The sequence below is a fragment of the Mongoliibacter sp. genome (assembly GCF_007692705.1).
Taxonomy (GTDB): domain Bacteria; phylum Bacteroidota; class Bacteroidia; order Cytophagales; family Cyclobacteriaceae; genus Mongoliibacter.
In genome coordinates this window covers 1-17,567 of the sequence record NZ_REBN01000256.1, presented here as the reverse complement: position 1 = coordinate 17,567, position 17,567 = coordinate 1, and the positions used below count along the sequence as shown (strand labels likewise).

12 protein-coding genes are annotated in these 17,567 nt (G+C 40.2%); 3 read left to right on the top strand and 9 right to left on the bottom strand.

The window, feature by feature from the left end; genetic code table 11:
- Nucleotides 1–84: 84 nt before the first annotated feature.
- Nucleotides 85–2,934, top strand: coding sequence for a prolyl oligopeptidase family serine peptidase (locus EA341_RS17525; RefSeq protein ID WP_293016467.1), 2,850 nt, complete (start codon nt 85–87; stop codon nt 2,932–2,934).
- Nucleotides 2,935–2,942: 8 nt separating this feature from the next.
- On the opposite strand, the gene EA341_RS17520 is transcribed toward EA341_RS17525, so the two are convergent.
- Nucleotides 2,943–3,674 carry a succinate dehydrogenase/fumarate reductase iron-sulfur subunit gene (locus tag EA341_RS17520; protein WP_293016466.1) on the bottom strand — a complete coding sequence of 244 codons (732 nt, stop codon included), beginning with the start codon at nt 3,672–3,674 and terminating at the stop codon, nt 2,943–2,945.
- A 1-nt stretch (nt 3,675) separates the two neighbouring features.
- On the bottom strand, nt 3,676–5,577 hold the full coding sequence (locus EA341_RS17515; protein ID WP_293016465.1) for a fumarate reductase/succinate dehydrogenase flavoprotein subunit: 1,902 nt from the start codon (nt 5,575–5,577) through the stop codon (nt 3,676–3,678).
- A gap of 449 nt (nt 5,578–6,026) precedes the next feature.
- Between EA341_RS17515 and EA341_RS17510 the strand changes: the two genes are divergently transcribed.
- Both EA341_RS17510 and EA341_RS17505 read left to right on the top strand, forming a co-directional pair.
- Nucleotides 6,027–7,670: a sodium/sugar symporter gene (locus tag EA341_RS17510; protein ID WP_293016464.1), complete on the top strand. Its 1,644-nt coding sequence runs from the start codon at nt 6,027–6,029 to the stop codon at nt 7,668–7,670.
- A 1-nt stretch (nt 7,671) separates the two neighbouring features.
- Nucleotides 7,672–9,162, top strand: coding sequence for an FGGY family carbohydrate kinase (locus EA341_RS17505; protein WP_293016463.1), 1,491 nt, complete (start codon nt 7,672–7,674; stop codon nt 9,160–9,162).
- Between the two features lie 76 nt (nt 9,163–9,238).
- Here the strand turns inward: EA341_RS17505 and EA341_RS17500 are convergent, their stop codons facing one another.
- The 7 genes from EA341_RS17500 to EA341_RS17470 form a co-directional block, all read right to left on the bottom strand.
- Nucleotides 9,239–9,781 (bottom strand): fasciclin domain-containing protein, encoded by a 543-nt coding sequence (locus EA341_RS17500; RefSeq protein WP_293016462.1) that lies wholly within the window; start codon nt 9,779–9,781, stop codon nt 9,239–9,241.
- Nucleotides 9,782–9,984: 203 nt separating this feature from the next.
- Nucleotides 9,985–10,530 (bottom strand): hypothetical protein, encoded by a 546-nt coding sequence (locus tag EA341_RS17495; RefSeq protein WP_293016461.1) that lies wholly within the window; start codon nt 10,528–10,530, stop codon nt 9,985–9,987.
- Between the two features lie 284 nt (nt 10,531–10,814).
- Nucleotides 10,815–12,263 (bottom strand): M48 family metalloprotease, encoded by a 1,449-nt coding sequence (locus EA341_RS17490; RefSeq protein WP_293016460.1) that lies wholly within the window; start codon nt 12,261–12,263, stop codon nt 10,815–10,817.
- Nucleotides 12,264–12,573: 310 nt separating this feature from the next.
- The gene (locus EA341_RS17485) at nt 12,574–13,434 is read right to left on the bottom strand and encodes a type IX secretion system membrane protein PorP/SprF (protein WP_293016459.1); all 861 of its coding nucleotides are present in this window, start codon (nt 13,432–13,434) and stop codon (nt 12,574–12,576) included.
- Between the two features lie 128 nt (nt 13,435–13,562).
- Complete coding sequence (locus EA341_RS17480; protein WP_293016458.1) at nt 13,563–14,762, bottom strand: hypothetical protein; 1,200 nt, start codon at nt 14,760–14,762, stop codon at nt 13,563–13,565.
- 465 nt (nt 14,763–15,227) lie between these two features.
- Nucleotides 15,228–16,139 (bottom strand): carbohydrate kinase, encoded by a 912-nt coding sequence (locus EA341_RS17475; protein ID WP_293016457.1) that lies wholly within the window; start codon nt 16,137–16,139, stop codon nt 15,228–15,230.
- Entirely contained in the window at nt 16,132–17,472 is a 1,341-nt protein-coding gene (locus EA341_RS17470; RefSeq protein ID WP_293016456.1) for a sugar porter family MFS transporter, read from the bottom strand. Before EA341_RS17470 ends, EA341_RS17475 begins: the two co-directional genes overlap by 8 nt.
- Nucleotides 17,473–17,567: the final 95 nt, after the last annotated feature.

The following is a 17,567-nucleotide window of genomic DNA, read 5'->3' as shown; positions in this document are numbered from 1 at the left end:
AAAACCAAATACTTTCCATTAAAATAATTTTGACTGTTGCATAGGAATTCTATTGTTAGATTTCCGGAAAATTAATGTCCTAATATGAAATTGATTAGAGTAAAGCATTTATTAACATTTTTATTAGTATTCTTAGTCACCCTGACATTTGCCCAAGAAAAACGGTCACTTACACATAATGATTATGATGGCTGGGAATCAATCAGCGCTGAAAAGATCACCAAAAATGGAAACTGGATTGGATACGAAGTTAATCCACAGGAAGGTGATGGGAGGCTTGAAATAGCTGGGACAAAAACTTCAGATAGGAAAATTATAGTTCCTCGTGGTGGTAACTGGTCATTTTCTCACGATGGAAGGTTTGCCGTTGGTAAAATTGTTCCCGAGCGGGATTCTGTCCGTTACCTTAAATTGAAAAAGGCAAAGTCAGATGAAATGCCGAAAGACAGTTTGTTCATTTTTGATCTGGAGAATGCAGGTATAGAAAAATTTGCCAGGGTAAAATCCTACGCCCAGCCAAAGAAAAAAGGAGATTGGTTGGCTATTCATTTTGAAAAAGAAAAAAAATCAAAACCTGAGAATAAGGCAGAAAATGATTCCACGGAACTAGAAACTGAGAAAAAAGACCGTCCTCGGAATTCTGAAGGGACAAAGCTTATCGTTCGAAACTTTGAGGGGAGTAAGAAATTTGAATTTCACAGGGTCAAAACCTACGGGTTCTCAGAGAATGGTGATTTTTTTTACTACATCAAAGCAGAAGAGGATACATTGAAAAATACAGGAATTTTTCTTTTGAACCTTCAGACAGGAATCTCTAAAATAATTGATGTCAGAAAAACAGAATATCTTGCACCAGCATTTTCTTCTACCAACAAGTATTTGGCTTTCCTTACAACTGAGGATTCACTGGAATCTAAAAAGCCATACTATGATTTGTATCTGTACGATATTGCAAAGGAATCCAATCAAAAGATTCTTGAAAGAAACTCGGAGGGGATTGAGGGTATGATTTCCAAAAACGGAAGGATATTTTTTTCCAAAGATGAAGAGAGGTTGTTTTTTGGAACTGCACCCGATTACAGGACTTTTGAATATGAAGATGATACTACCATCCTGGATGAGGATAGGGTGAAGTTGGATATCTGGGGTTGGCAGGATGCTGATATACAGCCCATGCAATTGAGAAATAGAGAAAGAGAAGAAAAAAGAACGTATCTGGCACTTTATGACCTCCGGAATGGTAAGGTTTTGCAATTGGCAGATGAAAAAATCCCGAATGTAAGCATTGATAAAAATGCAAAACTTAAAGTTGGCATAGGTACAGATGAGAGCCCTTACCGCAGAAATTACAGCTGGGACATTCAAATTGGTAAAGATGTTTACATTGTAAATTTTGAAAATGGACACAGGTACCTCATGCAGGAAAATTTGTCAGGAAACCCTCAATTGTCTCCTGAAGGTAAATTTGTCTATTGGTACTCCTATAAAGACAGTTCTTGGATGGCATTTGACATTGCTAAGAGAAATTTCACCAATATGACCAAAAGTGTAGGAATCAATTTTTATGATGAGACGCATGACTCACCTGCTATGCCATCAAGTTATGGTGCAGCAGGCTGGATCAAAGGTGATGCAGCGTTTTTGGTTTACGATCAATACGATGTGTGGAAAGTTGATCCCACTGGCAATGCAGCTCCAATAAACCTGACTGCTGGCGAGGGGAGGAAAAGAAAAATTACTTTCAGAAGACAGAAACTGGACCCTGAAGAAGAGTCAATTGATCCAAGTAAGGCATTCATTTTGAGTGGTTTTCATGAGTTTGATAAGAGAGATGGGTATTTTACAGCCAATTATACCCAAGCTTCGGAACCTCAAGAGCTACTTTTTTCTGACCATCGATATTTCGGCTTTTTAAAAGCCAAAGAAGCAGACAAAGTTATTTTAAGAAGATCAACTTACAAAGACAACCCAAATGTCTACATGACTGACCTTTCTCTTCAGTCATTAGTCAAGGTTTCTGAAATTAACCCGCAGCAATCTCAGGTGAAATGGGGATCTGTAGAGCTGATCAATTATATGGCCAATGATGGTACCGCTTTGCAAGGACTTCTTTTCAAACCAGAAAACTTTGATGAAAGACACAAATACCCAATGATGACTTATTTCTATGAAAGGAACTCAGACGGTCTTCATAATTATAGAGCACCCGTGCCAAGTGCATCCATCATTAATATCCCGTTTTTTGTCAGTAATGATTATTTGGTTTTTGTGCCTGATATTAAATATGACCTAGGTTTACCCGGGCCAAGTGCATTCAATTGTATCATTCCAGGAGTTCAGAATATTGTCAGCAGGGGATACGTAGATGTAAAAAATATGGCAATCCAAGGTCAAAGCTGGGGTGGGTATCAAGTGGCTCATCTGATTACTAGAACCAATATGTTTAAGGCTGCAGGAGCAGGAGCACCGGTAGTTAATATGACATCTGCCTATGGTGGTATCCGTTGGGGAACCGGAATGAGCAGAATGTTTCAATATGAACAAACTCAATCAAGGATTGGGGGTACACTTTGGGAAAAACCAATGTATTATCTTCAGAATTCCCCACTCTTTTATATGGATAGGGTAGAAACTCCTGTTCTTATTATGCACAATGATGCGGATGGTGCTGTGCCCTGGTACCAGGGGATTGAGATGTTTATGGCATTGAAAAGATTGAATAAACCTGCATGGCTTCTCCAATACAATGATGAAGATCATAACCTCAGATTAAGAAAAAACAGGAAAGATTTATCTGTCAGGCTATCACAGTTTTTTGATCATTATCTGAAGGGTGCTCCTGCACCTTTATGGATGACCGAGGGACTGCCTGCTGTGGAAAAAGGGAGAACTCTTAAATATGAACTTTCTGAAGAAGAATCCAACGATTGGTGATTTTGGAATTAGCTTTTCCAAAACTCCCTATTCATGGTGACAATATTGGCAAGAGAAATACCCTGAGGACAAACCTTTTCGCAGGCTCCTGTAAATGTGCAGGAGCCAAAACCTTCAGCATCCATTTGGGCAACCATTTTTTGAACCCTTGTTTTTGCTTCTAATTTTCCCTGTGGTAACATGGAAAGATGGCTTATTTTGGCTCCGGTGAACAGTGCTGCACTGGCATTTTTACAAACTGCTACGCATGCACCACATCCTATACATGCAGCGGCATCAAATGCTGATTCAGCCGTATCATGTCCAATTAGAATGCTGTTTGCTTCTGGCGCCTGTCCGGTATTGACACCGATATATCCTCCTTTAGCAATGATCCTGTCTAAGGCTGTTCTGTCAATACAAAGATCTTTTTTGATGGGGAATGCAGTAGCCCTAAATGGTTCCAAAAATACTTCTTCTCCGTCCTTGAAACTGCGTAGGTGTGTTTGACAGGTAGTGGCTTGTTTTTCGGGGCTTTGAACATGTCCATTGATTACGAAGCCACATTGACCACAGATGCCTTCCCGACAATCAGATTCGAAAGCGATGGGGTCTTCCCCTCTTTTGATGAGTTTTTCATTCAAAAAATCCAGCATTTCCGGAACGGACATGTTTTCGTCCAGCCCTTCTAAGTTGTACTTTTCAAACTTGCCCTTTGCATCTCTACTTTCCTGTCTCCAAACTTGTATTATCAGCTTCATATTATTTATAACTCCTTTCGCTAACTTTGATGTTTTCAAAATCTAAATCTTCCTTATGTAATTTGAATACATTTTTTTCCAATGATTCCCAAACAGAAACAAACTTGAATTCTTCATCATTTCTTTTGGCTTCACCTTCTTCGGTCTGGAATTCTTTCCTGAAGTGTGCCCCGCAAGATTCTTCCCTTTGAAGTGCATCTTCAACGATCAATAGGGCCAATTCCAGGTAATCTTCCACCCGGGCAGCTTTCTCCAGTTCAAAATTGATTTGATTTCCGGCAGGTACAAGTAGGTCAGTGTAAAAACTTTTTTGCAATTCCTGTATTTGGGATTTTGCTTCCAAAAGGACGGCTTCTTCCCGAATCAATCCACATTTTGTGTAAAGGATAATCCCCAATTCTTTATGAAACTCCTCAGCAGTTTTGTTGCCTTTGATTTTCAGTAATGTTTCAAGCCTCTCTTGGGTATCTGTAATCAGCTTTTCTTTTTCAATTTGATCAATGGTTTCATGTGGTTTTTCACTTGCTAAGAAATTCATGATGGTATGCGGAGCTATAAAATAACCGTCTACACAGGCCTGCAATAAGGAATTGGCCCCAAGCCTGTTTGCGCCATGATCTGCGAAATTGGCTTCTCCAAGCACAAAAAGTCCTTCAAGATTACTCATCAATTCGTAGTCTACCCAAAGCCCGCCCATAGAAAAATGTGCTGCGGGTGATATGAGCATGGGTTGCTTATAGGCATCCATACCAGTAATTTTTTTATACATGTCAAAAAGGTTTCCATAGCGTTTTTCAATGGTTGGTTTTCCTTCTTGTGCAATAGCAGAATCAAAATCCAGATAGACAGCATTTTTCATTGGGCCTACACCATGTCCTCCATCAATCTGCTCTTTGGCAGCGCGAGAAGAAATGTCTCTCGGGGCTAAATTGCCGTAGGAAGGATACTTTCTCTCCAGATAATAGTCTCTTTCCTCCTCAGGAATTTCGTGCGGAGGTCTGTCATCGGCCTTTTTTTTCGGAACCCATATTCTACCGTCGTTTCTGAGGGATTCAGACATCAAGGTAAGTTTGGATTGGTAGTCTCCCATTTGAGGAAGTGAAGTGGGGTGGAATTGGGTCCAACTTGGCGCTGCAAAAAAAGCTCCCCTTTTATGGGCCCGCCAGATTGCGGAAGCATTACAATTCATAGCCAACGTAGAGAGGTAATAAATTTTCCCGTAACCACCTGTAGCCAAAACAACTGCATCAGCTTCCATGATTTTGATTTCTCCAGTGTCGAGGTTACGGGTCACTATGCCTTTTGCCTTATTATTCACTACTACCAAATCCATCATTTCATGCCTTGTGTGGAGGTTGATGTTTCCAACAGCTGTCTGACGAATCAAAGCCTGATAGGCACCTTGCAACAATTGCTGTCCTGTCTGTCCCCTTGCATAAAATGTCCTACTTACCTGAACACCTCCAAAAGAACGGTTGCTCAGGTAACCGCTATATTCTCTTGCAAAAGGAACTCCTTGGGCGACTGCTTGGTCAATTAAAGCAAGGGAACATTCGGCCATGCGGTACACATTGGCTTCCCTCGATCTGAAATCCCCACCCTTTACCGTATCGTAAAACATCCTCCAGACACTATCTCCATCATTTTTATAGTCTTTTGCGGCATTGATTCCTCCTTGGGCAGCAACACTGTGTGCTCTTCGAGGAGACTCATGGAAAGTGTAGACTTCAACCTGAAAACCGAGTTCTGATAAACTTGCAGCACAGGAAGATCCAGCCAGCCCTGTTCCGACTACAATAACCTTATATTTTTTGCGATTTGCTGGATTGATCAGCTTTGCACTGGCTTTGTATTGCGTCCATTTATGTTGTATAGGACCTTCTGGAATTTTGGAATTTAACATATTTGAATATAATCAAGAGAAATCAAAAATAGTTATAACTGTTGTTCAATCTATTTTCTGATAGTAAACAAGTTTTTGAAAAGTTCTTTCAGGACGGTTTGTGAATAATCTAAGGAAACTGAAATCAGAATTAATAGAAGACTTAGAGACAATTTATTCATGGATGTTTCAATCAATTCGTGAATCGAATGCTTTTGAATTAGCATTTGAAGCAACTCTCAGGTTATCTGCCTTAGGTTTTGAAGTCACTTTTGGGAAATAATTCAATTAATCCTGCAGGAAGAATCATAAGATTCTTAAACAGCCGTTCAAAATGCTTGTGTATAAATATACAAAAACCCTTAGTCAATTACTTCAAAATATTATATTTGGAGATATTTCTATTGAAGAATAGAATGATTTGGATAAAAATGTATTCCACCTCAAACCTAATACAATAAACCATACCTATGCTACTAGAACCATTAGACCTCATTGTTTTTATCGGGTACTGCTGCCTGATAGTGGGCATGGGGCTTTTTGTCTCACGCGAGAAAAAAGGCCATGTCAAGAATTCACAAGATTACTTTTTGGCTTCCAAAGCACTACCGTGGTGGGCAGTTGGGGCATCGTTGATTGCATCCAATATTTCCGCTGAGCAGTTTATCGGCATGTCCGGATCAGGATTTGCTTTGGGGCTCGCCATTTCTACATATGAGTGGATGGCTGCCATTACCCTTTTGGTGGTTGCGATTTTCTTCCTTCCCATTTATATCAAAAAAGGGATTTACACTATGCCGGGCTTCCTTTTGGACAGGTATGATACCAGAGTAAGGACTACCATGGCTATCTTTTGGTTGCTATTATATGTGTTTGTCAACCTGACTTCAGTGCTTTATCTGGGCGCTTTGTCTTTGAATACAATCATGAATATTCCACTTGGATATGGAATAGCAGGGCTTGCGCTTTTTGCTATGATATATTCAATTTACGGAGGATTAAAAGCCGTAGCTTGGACAGATGTGGTACAGGTTTTTTTCCTGATTTTAGGTGGTTTGGCAACTACTTACATCGCCTTGCAAATGGTAGGAGAGGGTAGTGCCTGGGAAGGACTTGGATTGTTGAGACAAGAAGTTCCTGGACATTTCTCTATGATCTTGGAGCGAGGTGAAATGATGATCCCTGATGGAAAGGGAGGTACCTATGATGCCTATCAGGACTTACCGGGAATTTCTGTTTTGGTTGGAGGTATGTGGATCACCAATCTCAGTTATTGGGGTTTTAACCAATATATCACCCAAAGAGCTTTGGCTGCAAAAAGTCTGGATGAAGCCCAAAAAGGGATGATCTTCGCAGGATTTTTAAAATTATTGATGCCTTTGATTGTCGTGATTCCAGGGATTGCAGCTTTGGTTATTGTGAAAAACGGAATTGATACGGGTTTTATACAATCTATGCAGGATCCGGTAAGTGGAATTATCAAATCCGACAGGGCTTACCCCACTTTGCTTCAATTGCTTCCTTCAGGATTGAAAGGCCTGGCGTTTGCTGCTCTGACTGCAGCGATTGTTTCTTCCTTGGCTTCTATGGCCAATAGTACATCCACTATTTTCACCATGGATATTTATAAAAAGTATATTGGCCAAAATGCCTCAGAGACAAAGCAGGTAGCTGTTGGAAGGATTACGGCTGTTGTTGCTTTTGTTATCGCTGCGATTGTAGCTCCTGCATTGGGTCAGTTGGATCAAGCGTTTCAGTTTATTCAGGAATACACAGGCTTTATCAGTCCAGGTGTGTTTGCAATTTTCTTCTTTGGGGTATTCTGGAAAAAAACCACTTCGAATGCAGCACTTACAGGAGCTGCTATAAGCATACCACTTTCAGTACTGCTGAAGTGGGGAATGCCTGACCTGCCTTTTCTTGATAGAATGGGTGTTGTATTTTTGGCGATTGCTGCTCTGATGATTGCCATCAGTTTGTATGAAGGCAAAGGGAAAGACCATCCAAATAGTATTGATATTACTGGTGATCTATTCAAAACCAGTGCAGGTTTTAAAATCGGAGCATTAATCATCGCAGGAATTACTGCAGCACTTTATATAGTATTCTGGTAAAATGAGAAGGTTATTGATAGGATATGACATTGGTAGTTCGTCAGTAAAAACTACCCTATTGGATGCGGATACCGGAAAAGTGGTTGCCTCAGAAGGCCTGCCAAAAGTAGAAATGCCCATCCATTCTCCCCAAAAGGACTGGGCGGAACAGGATCCGGGAATGTGGTGGAAATACATTGTGGAAACCACCAACGCGATTGTGAAATCTGCTGATATCAAGAAGGGTGAGCTCAAGGCAATCGGGATTTCTTATCAAATGCATGGACTTGTCTGTGTAGATAAAAACAAAGAAGTCATCCGTCCTGCAATCATCTGGTGCGACAGTCGGGCAGTGGGGATTGGTAATAAGGCATTCAAGGAATTGGGAGAAGAATACTGTCTACCTAACCTATTGAATTCACCGGGAAATTTCACCGCATCCAAACTCAAATGGGTTAAGGAAAATGAGCCAGACACCTATAGTCGTATCTACAAAATCATGTTGCCAGGCGATTATATCGCCATGAAACTGACAGGTGAAATCCTGACATCCGAAACTGGGCTTTCCGAAGGGATATTCTGGGATTTTAAGGAAAATGGATTGTCAGAAAAGCTCCTTCAGAATTATGGTATAGACAAATCCCTGATAGCAGATGTAGTGCCTTCATTCTCCCAGCAAGGAAGAGTAACAGCTGAAGCTGCTGAAATCCTGGGAATAGAGGCTGGAGTTGCGATTACCTATAGGGCAGGGGATCAGCCCAATAATGCCTTTTCCCTGAATGTCTTGAGTGAAGGTGAATTGGCCACTACAGCGGGCACTTCGGGTACCGTTTATGGTGTAAGTACGAAGCCTGTTTATGACCCCAAATCCAGAGTGAATACCTTTGTCCATGTGAATCATTCTCAAGATGACCCCCATTACGGGGTTTTGCTTTGTATCAATGGTACAGGTATTTTGAATTCATGGGCCAAAAAACTGATAGGAGGAGAAGCTGTATCTTATCCTGAAATGAATGATTTGGCTGCTGAAACTCAAATTGGAGCAGATGGTTTGTCATTTATCCCTTTTGGAAATGGAGTGGAAAGAATCATGCAAAACCAAGCAGTAGGTGCCCAAATGATGGGATTGAACCTGCTGCAACATGACAGAAGACACGTGCTCCGTGCAGTGCAGGAAGGAATAGTTTCTTCGCTTAAATATGGTTTTGATATCATGAAGGACATGGGGCTTAACCTGAAAACGGTAAAAGCAGGAAAAGCCAATATGTTTTTGAGTCCTTTATTCAGGGAAGCTTTTGTCAATATGAATGATGTGGTCTTGGAGCTTTACGACACCGATGGTGCTCAGGGAGCTGCTCGAGGTGCTGGAATAGGAGCAGGAATCTATTCAAATGCTGAAGAAGCATTTTCAGGATTGGAAAGACTGGCTTCATTTGAGCCTGAAACGGATAAAAAAAATGCTTATGCCGGAGTGTATGAAAATTGGCAAAAAGCATTGGAAAAAGTAATCTGAAAAATTATGTAAATAAATTTAAAAGCCTGCAACCCTAGGAAGGATTGCAGGCTTTTACTTAATAAAGTTGATTCGATCATTCTGGTAGCAATACCCCGTCTATGATGTGCACAACTCCGTTTCTGCCTTCCATATCCGCTCCTGTTACCACAGCATCATTGATATATACCTTACTGTCTTTTATTGAGACTTTTAATTTTTCTCCCTGAACAGTTGTGATTTCTTGTCCATCTTCCAAGTCAGCTGCCATGGTTTCTCCCGAAACGACATGATAAGTCAAAATTTCAGTGAGCTTATCTTTATTTTCGGGTTCCAGTAAACTTTCCACAGTTCCTTCAGGTAATGCTGCAAAAGCTGCATTGGTAGGAGCAAAGATGGTAAAGGGTCCATCGCTATTGAGGGTTTCAACTAACTCAGCTGCGTATACCGCTGAAACCAAAGTCGTATGATCAGGGGATGCTCCTGCAATTTCAACTACAGTAGGTGCTTCTTCTTCTACCACCACTTTATCTAAAACTTCCGGCTCATCTTCTTCCTGTCTGACCTTGGTATTACAGCTAAAGGCAGCCAAAGTGATGCATGTAGCTACTGCCAAGGATAATATTCTTACATTTTTCATTTTAAGATATTTTAAAGTTCATTAATAATAACTCACTTAAGCAGAAAAAGTTATTACCAGTAATACAAAAATGAGTGTGAATGGAATTAATGAAGGGATAAACTTAGGGGTCAATTTTTATTTTAAGTAGATAATTAAATGATCATGGCACTACTTAGCCAAAGAGAAAATGGAAATATTGAGGACAAATTAATCTTTAGACCCTACCTTGGATTTCCAGCAGGATCTTCTTCCCTGCCAAACCATACGGCTGCAAATCTACCATTTATGCCTATCCCCACAGCTTTCCACTCTTGGGTCCAAGCTCCTATATTTTTAATTACTGCATCATGACCTGGACTGCTTTTCCAAGAATTCAATGCACCAATTGGATTGATATTGAAAGTACTATAAGATGCTATTTCATATCCAATTCCTGGATAGTCTGTAAGTTCTCGTGGTTTGTTCCACATGCATGCAGCTTGTGCATGGTCAGCTGTGTAGCAACAAGGGGTCCATTCTCCAAACTCTGACCAACTATGACTGTTGCATTCACCTACCATAGGGTTATTTTCCTGTAGGTCTTTTACATGTGTTTGAGCTACAATACTAAGAGAGGCAGATAACGGAATTTCGGCCAATCCAAACTCCGCTCGATAATTCATCAGTAGGGTATATAACTCCATCTCTTTTGCTGAAAGTGTAATCCTGTTATCTTCGATTTCAGGCTCAGACTCGCAGGAAAATAATAAAGCACTATATAAACCCAAACATAGCACTGAAATTATATTTAAAAACCGATTTCTCAAGGTCTAATTATTTAGAATTATGATTTTCCGCTTTACCCCCCAGGCCACTTATTTAATAGGATCAGACACCACTACAAATCCTATAACCAGCCATTTTCCATCGTTCGGGTATAATTAATATCCATACTACTTAACAGCATTCAATAAAATTAAATATGATGAGTTCGTAGTATTATTATCAATCAGGCCAATAATATACGGAAATCTCCAATAATACATTATCGCATAAGCACCCTTAAAATTTTTTATTTTCGTTCTATTACTTTTATCATCGTATTTTGAGGTACTTCATCACTGAGTAGCATGCCGTTAAGAAGAGCTATTTCTTCAAACCTAGACTGAGGCATGTTGTAACTACGAAACGCAGCTTCCAGCGTCATCGCTCTTGGAATTGTTTTGATGCGGATCACATCCGGCTTTCTATTTAGCTTTTCTGTATCTTTAAGTTCAGCAAAGTTTCTCATTGTAGTCTCCATTAGGCTTCTGTAGGTTGGGAATTTGGAAATTTCTCCTATGCCCATGATGTTGTAAATGTTACCACCAAAGTTTATGAGGGTCATCAAAACCCGGACAGTACCCTTTTCCTGTTTTTGATCTGCGAGAAGCACTAAAGTTTCCATGTCATTGCGGGTAACTTTGTTTGATTCTACTAGTTCGAGTTTGTATTGCTCTAAAATTCCCCGAGAGGCTTCTTCAAGTGAGGTTCCTGATGCGAGGCTAAGCATCATGAGAGCATCTCCGCTTTTTGGAGCCATTTGAACCTGTTGAGGCGTATTCTGAGTGCTCCATTCTTTTGGGATAGGAAATTGAAATTTGAGAACAGGGTGGTAGAAAGTATTGTTTTCGATAAATCCCTGGTTCGGATCTTCTCCCACTATCAGCCCATCAATCCTTTGGAGGTAGGTGTTTCTATTTACTTCGGGGTTGGTAAGGTTGAGCTTTTCTTTCCATTCCCCAGCCATTCTTGCCACAGTGATATTGCGTTCTGATGGAGAGGGATGGGTCGATAAGAAATCAGGAATTTCATTACCTCCTGATTGGGCCTGCTGTCTTTCCAAAGTCTGGAAAAATCCTGCCATCTCCACTGCATCATATCCAATCCTTGAGGAATATTCCACTCCAAGTTTGTCTGACTCTCTTTCGGCTTCTCTTCCAAAACTCAATAGAGCCAGTTGCATTCCCTGAGAAAGTGGTTCTACAAACTGTGATATTTCAGGGACAAGTATTACCCCTGCTATAAGACCTATTTGCCCTAGCATCTGATTCCTTTGTCGAATGACAGAATGTCGGGCTGTTATGTGTCCGATTTCGTGCCCCAATACTCCTGCAAACTCTGCTTCATTATTGAAATGGGCCATGATGCCCCTTGTGAAGTATACATAGCCTCCAGGAACAGCGAAAGCATTAATGACAGGAGAGTCCACAATCTTAAATTCGTAATCCAAGTGAGGTCTATGAGAAATTGCTGCCATTTCAAGACCTTTAGTGGTGATGAATTGCTGGAGTTCTTCATCTTCGTAATTGCCAAAAAATGCCATAATCTGGGGGTCGGACTCTTTTCCCATTGCAATTTCCTGCGCCTCAGACATGAATACCAGCTGCCTTCTGCCTGTGACAGGATTTCTCGCACAACTCCAGCACACCATCAGGCATGCAGCCCAAACAAACGTTATCCGTAAAGATTGATTTTTCATATTTTTATTTTTCGTATACAAAATTTTAAACCACGCTGAATGATGAGTTAATATCTCTCATTTTAACCCGATAGCAGTTCCGCTCATTATGTGACATTTTCGCCATTACTCTCTGTCACGAGCATGCTTGATTTCATAAAAAAGAAAATAAAAGTCGGATAAAAATATGTTATTCAAATCTTATGCTAGCTTTTCAAATAGTTATTTCTTTTTGTTGACAGTTAACTAATAAAAATCATTCGGCATGGTGACAGAATTATCCTTTACTCAGCCAAGAATATAGACGATGGAATTTTTGTAAGCATTTAAATCAGAAAAAATACCTAACGAAAATATCTAAGTTGTTGCTTGGAAGCAATGGAGATTGGTCGTAGGCCACACCAATTGATAGGCCACGATATAATCTGCCTTCAAGGGTGAAAATACTTCTTAACTCATTCACTCTTATTAAGTAAGAAAAGTTTACGTTTCTATCAAAGCTTAGGAAAACCCCTGCATCTATTTCGGTTTTTAGTTCTGTATACAGAAGTACATAGGGGGCTACTATCAATCTTTCATTTATGGTGAATTCATAAGAAGTATTTATCACAAAAGCCCTTTGTGTGGTAATTATGTCTTCTTCATCTAATTTTTGAGAAAGACCGATTGTATTCCTAAGGGAAGCCCCAATTTTGAATGCTTTCCATTGAAATTGTGCTCCTAAATCAAAATCGGGTGAAAGCCGAAGAGAATTTCCAGTTTCTTCATTTGGTATTTGGTAATTTGACCAGTTTATGATGTCCGAATGCAGTGCAAGTCTACCTCCAAATGTCAAACTGCTGTTGTTTCCAAGCTTTAAAATTTTCCCATATCCTCCATAAAGCGAATTCCTACTGAAATAGGAGTAATTGTCATTCATATATCCTACAGTGAAGTAAGAGCTTTTATCTTCATTCATGCTGAGGTAATCAGCATAAAATGTTGGACTTTTTTCCCATATCCCTTCATTCTCAGGAATGATTTTAGTCCGACTGTAGAGCAAAAGACGTTGGCTAGCTTCGCCCATTTCGGGAGTGGAAGCAGGGTTATAAAAGAGCATGTCCTGAAAATATGCACTTGGCCGCATATTATACTGTGCCATGGTAAGGGAAGGTAGTATAGTGAAAAAAGCTAAAATTAGAAGTCTTTTCATATTTTCAATGTTTTATGTTCATGACTTGTGCTGATTTTTGGGAGAATTTTGTATTTACCCTAATAGCTACCAGAGCATTTTTTAAGGTGGTTCTTTCACCCTGTATGCCTGGGGAAGACAGACTCAATTCATTTTAGTAAGTTAAATTCGTTTGTAGTATTGATAATGAAATTCCCCAACTCTGAAGTATGGCCTCCTCCTGGATAAGTATAAAATTCAACTTCCCCACCAGCCGCAAGAATACCATCTCTGGCATCTTCTGAGTTATAGTATGGTACAATCTGGTCATCGTCTCCATGGTGCAATATGACTTTTCCGACAGGAAGCCATCCCTCATGATTGGAATTGCGTTTCAATACAGCTCTATATGCTGAGTCATTTCCATTTAGAATGCTGGTTCTAAAATGGGATTTGAAAACCAGTGCGGGGTCAGATGAAGGAGTGAGGATGGAAGACATCTGGTCAAAAACCGGATAGTTGTAAAGTTGGTCAGTAGGTCGTCTTAGCTCTGAAAATTTGTTGATCGAATAAACTGCCCAAGAGAAAATAGGCATAATCAAAACTTCTTCTCCAGCCCTGCTCATTTTATCATTGTGAAATCGTTCAAAGTTATGAGGCCCAGCCAAATGAGAGCTTCCCAAAATATTAAATTCAGTAGGGAATTGCTCTTGTACAAATCTGTGAGTTGATAAACTTGCAGCCCCACCTTGTGACCAGCCGGCAAGAAAAAGTCTGTTGTCATAGGTTAAATCTGTATGATTTAAAATGAATTCCTTAGCTGCCAAAAGCCCATCCATATTAGAAACAAACATTTCTTCCATGTACATGTAGGGATGATCTGTACCGATCGTGATACCATAACCGATATAGTCTGGCATGAAAACCACATAGCCTGCGGATGCCCAACCTAGACCCATATTTCTCACATCCCTATTTTTATCCATCTCCCCGGCATAATTGGAAGGTGAAATATCATTGGCTCCTAAAATTTCAGAAGGCAATTCGGTACCGTGAGTGTACATTAGTAAATTGGCTATATCAACTCCTCGAGGCACAATAATCAAACCACGTGTATCAATGGCTTTTCCCATATATTGGGTTCTGTAGGTCAGTGCAAAAAAATCAACATCGTATTGGGCAAGGGCACTTCCATCCAACTCATTCATTCTTGAAATGATCTCTTCCCTATTTAAACTTCCCCTCTCTAGAATTTCTAAAATGGTGCCGCGATCTCTTGGGATGAATGTTTCTTCCTCTTTTGTGCAACTAGATGTGATTGTCCAAAGTAATAATCCTATAAGAGCTATTATTGTCCTTCGGCTTAACATATTACGTGGTTTTGATTCAAAATAAAAATTTAATTCATTGAAAATAATAATTAAATAATTAAATATCAAAACTTTAATATCCCTTTTTAAAGGATCTCGACTAAGAAATCTTAATGCCTTTGTGGCTAAACAGTGAAATTAAAACAACCGAAAAATAAAAAATTGAAGTAAATGGAGGATGATTTACCCAGTATTTATGTTGAAAGTTTTTCACAGAAAATAAATTCAATTTTTAAAATATTTACTTTCCTATATTGCTATTACTGAATGATTTCTTCAAAGATTGAGATAGATACCAGGCTGTAGGAGTCTAAGAAAGGTATTTGGAATTCCTTTTGATTAAACTGGATTTAAGGTGCTATATGTAAATACACATCATTTACCTAAACCCACCTTCATTTGACAGGGGTGAATTAATACATAATGATTAAAAAAGCATCCTTTACAAATACAACCTACGTCCTATCAATAATCCCTCCTGACCTTCTCCACCTCTTCCAAATCATACTTTGGAGTACCGCCTTTTTGGGTGGCAACAAAGGCTCCCAAGGCACAGGCAAAGTCCAGGATTTCTTCAGATTTTTTTTCTTCTAAATAGGACTTGACAAAGCCACTCAAAAAAGCATCTCCTGCCCCAACAGTATCTGTGACTTGTACTTTATAGCCAGTGTGTCTGTAGATTTTTCCGTCTTCATAGATCATGGCACCCTTGGAGCCTAAGGTGACACATACCAATGCAATTGGGAAGTGTTCACAGAGGTAAGCGCATACTTGTGAGGCTGTTTTGAGCATGTCATCGGATGACTCCGGAACATCAATATCAAAATAATCGGCCACGATGACCAGTTCGTCTTCGTTGATTTTCAGAATGTCTGTGTAGCCGAGAATAATTTCTATCTGTTCAAAATCATAATAGGGAGACCTGAGATTGATGTCAAAAATTTTCAATACAGGATGATGCAGTAAGTGGTACAATGTGTCCCAACTGGCTTGATTCCGTACTCCCAAACTGCCAAATATAAATGCATCTGCTTGTTTCACCTGTTGGGAATTGCTTTCATTCAGCCCAATATAATCCCAAGCCGCAGGGGAATTGATGCTGTACTTGATGTTTTCTGGATCCTCGTTGTTGACTGTTACTGTGCCGGTGGGGTGATCCTCGTCTTCCTGTATTAAAGCGGTTTGGAGTCCATAGGATTTGACAAAGTCCAGAAGTTTTTCTCCATGAGTATCTTTACCTATACGGGAAATCATTTGCACATCTAAACCCAGTTGATTGAGGTGCAAGGCCACATTCATAGGGGCCCCACCCGGGATTTCATGGTCAGGGAAACAGTCCCAAAGCATTTCACCAAAACAGACGACTTTCTTAGACATTTTCTTTCTGTAATTGTTGTTGAATTTCTTCCAAGGATTTTCCTTTTGTTTCCGGCATTCTAAAGGCTACCCAAAGCAGTTGTAGCACCATCATCAGGGCAAAGAAAGCAAAGATGTTTCCTGCACCGAAGGAACTGGCAAAGGAGGGGAATAGATTGGCTATCAAAGCTGCAAATATCCAGTGGGTAAACGAACCCAAGGATTGTCCAAAAGCGCGAAGCTCATTGGGGAATATTTCGGATATAAATACCCAGATCACCGAACCCTGCCCTATGGCATGAGAAGCTATGAAAATAAAAACAAACCAAGGCAGGAGTGTATTACTTACAGCTCCGCCAAAATAGCTGTATGCCATCAGGGAAAGTGAAATGATATAGCCTATGGAGCCTATATACATCAGGACTTTCCGGCCTAGTTTGTCAATCAGGTATAGGCCTGACATGGTAAAAACAATATTGATGACACCTATCCCAATGGTGGAAAAAAGGGCATCTTCAGTAGCGATCCCTGCTGCTTCAAATATTCTTGGGGCAAAGTAGATGATGGCATTGATGCCGGACATCTGATTGAAGAAAGCGATAAGGAAAGCAAAAAAGGTAACTTTCCGGAACCTTGGATGGAACAAAGCCGTCCAGACTACATTTCCTTTGGTCTCCTTACTTTCTTCAATAGCGAGGCGAATGGCTTCATCCACCCCATCCGGGTCAGTTTTGGTGAGGATTTCTCTAGCACTTTTATAGTCCTGCCTTTTGGCAATGAGCCATCTTGGACTTTTTGGTACTTTGATGATCAGGATGCTATAAATCAAAGCAGGGATTGCTTCTACACCCAACATCCATCTCCAGGCCTCTGCCAAGTTGGCTGTGCCGATCAGGTAGTTGGAGAAATAGGCAACCAAAATACCAAAGACTATATTGAATTGGTAAAGGGCAACCAATTGACCCCTTCTTTTGGCTGGGGCAATTTCGGAAATATACATTGGAGCCACTACGGAGGAAGCACCTACTCCCAGGCCTCCTAAAAACCTGAAAAACATAAAGGTGTTGACGTCATTGGCCAAGGCTGAACCCAATGCCGAAACCAGGTAAAACACCCCTATCCAAACCAGTGATGCTTTTCTGCCATATTTATCAGCTGGAATCCCTCCAAACAAAGCGCCTATTACTGTACCGTACAAGGCCATGGCAACTGCGAGTCCATGTGTCCAATCACTGAGGTTCCAGAGTTTTTGTATATCTCTTTCTGCTCCTGAAATTACTGCGGTATCAAAACCGAACAGGAACCCGCCCAATGCGGCTGTAATGGATAGGAATAGGACGTAGTTTTTGTTCATAGGTAAGAGATGGAAGAATGATTAGAACTCTGTAATTTAATAAACAATCTCAAAACTCCTGAACCAGAGGCGGTCGATATTCATTGATATTGGAT

Coding starts and splice junctions, on each gene's coding strand:
- EA341_RS17525 (WP_293016467.1), top strand. CDS start 85: ATGAAATTGATTAGAGTAAAGCATTTATTAACATTTTTATTAGTATTC.
- EA341_RS17520 (WP_293016466.1), bottom strand. CDS start 3,674: ATGAAGCTGATAATACAAGTTTGGAGACAGGAAAGTAGAGATGCAAAG.
- EA341_RS17515 (WP_293016465.1), bottom strand. CDS start 5,577: ATGTTAAATTCCAAAATTCCAGAAGGTCCTATACAACATAAATGGACG.
- EA341_RS17510 (WP_293016464.1), top strand. CDS start 6,027: ATGCTACTAGAACCATTAGACCTCATTGTTTTTATCGGGTACTGCTGC.
- EA341_RS17505 (WP_293016463.1), top strand. CDS start 7,672: ATGAGAAGGTTATTGATAGGATATGACATTGGTAGTTCGTCAGTAAAA.
- EA341_RS17500 (WP_293016462.1), bottom strand. CDS start 9,781: ATGAAAAATGTAAGAATATTATCCTTGGCAGTAGCTACATGCATCACT.
- EA341_RS17490 (WP_293016460.1), bottom strand. CDS start 12,263: ATGAAAAATCAATCTTTACGGATAACGTTTGTTTGGGCTGCATGCCTG.
- EA341_RS17485 (WP_293016459.1), bottom strand. CDS start 13,434: ATGAAAAGACTTCTAATTTTAGCTTTTTTCACTATACTACCTTCCCTT.
- EA341_RS17480 (WP_293016458.1), bottom strand. CDS start 14,762: ATGTTAAGCCGAAGGACAATAATAGCTCTTATAGGATTATTACTTTGG.
- EA341_RS17475 (WP_293016457.1), bottom strand. CDS start 16,139: ATGTCTAAGAAAGTCGTCTGTTTTGGTGAAATGCTTTGGGACTGTTTC.
- EA341_RS17470 (WP_293016456.1), bottom strand. CDS start 17,472: ATGAACAAAAACTACGTCCTATTCCTATCCATTACAGCCGCATTGGGC.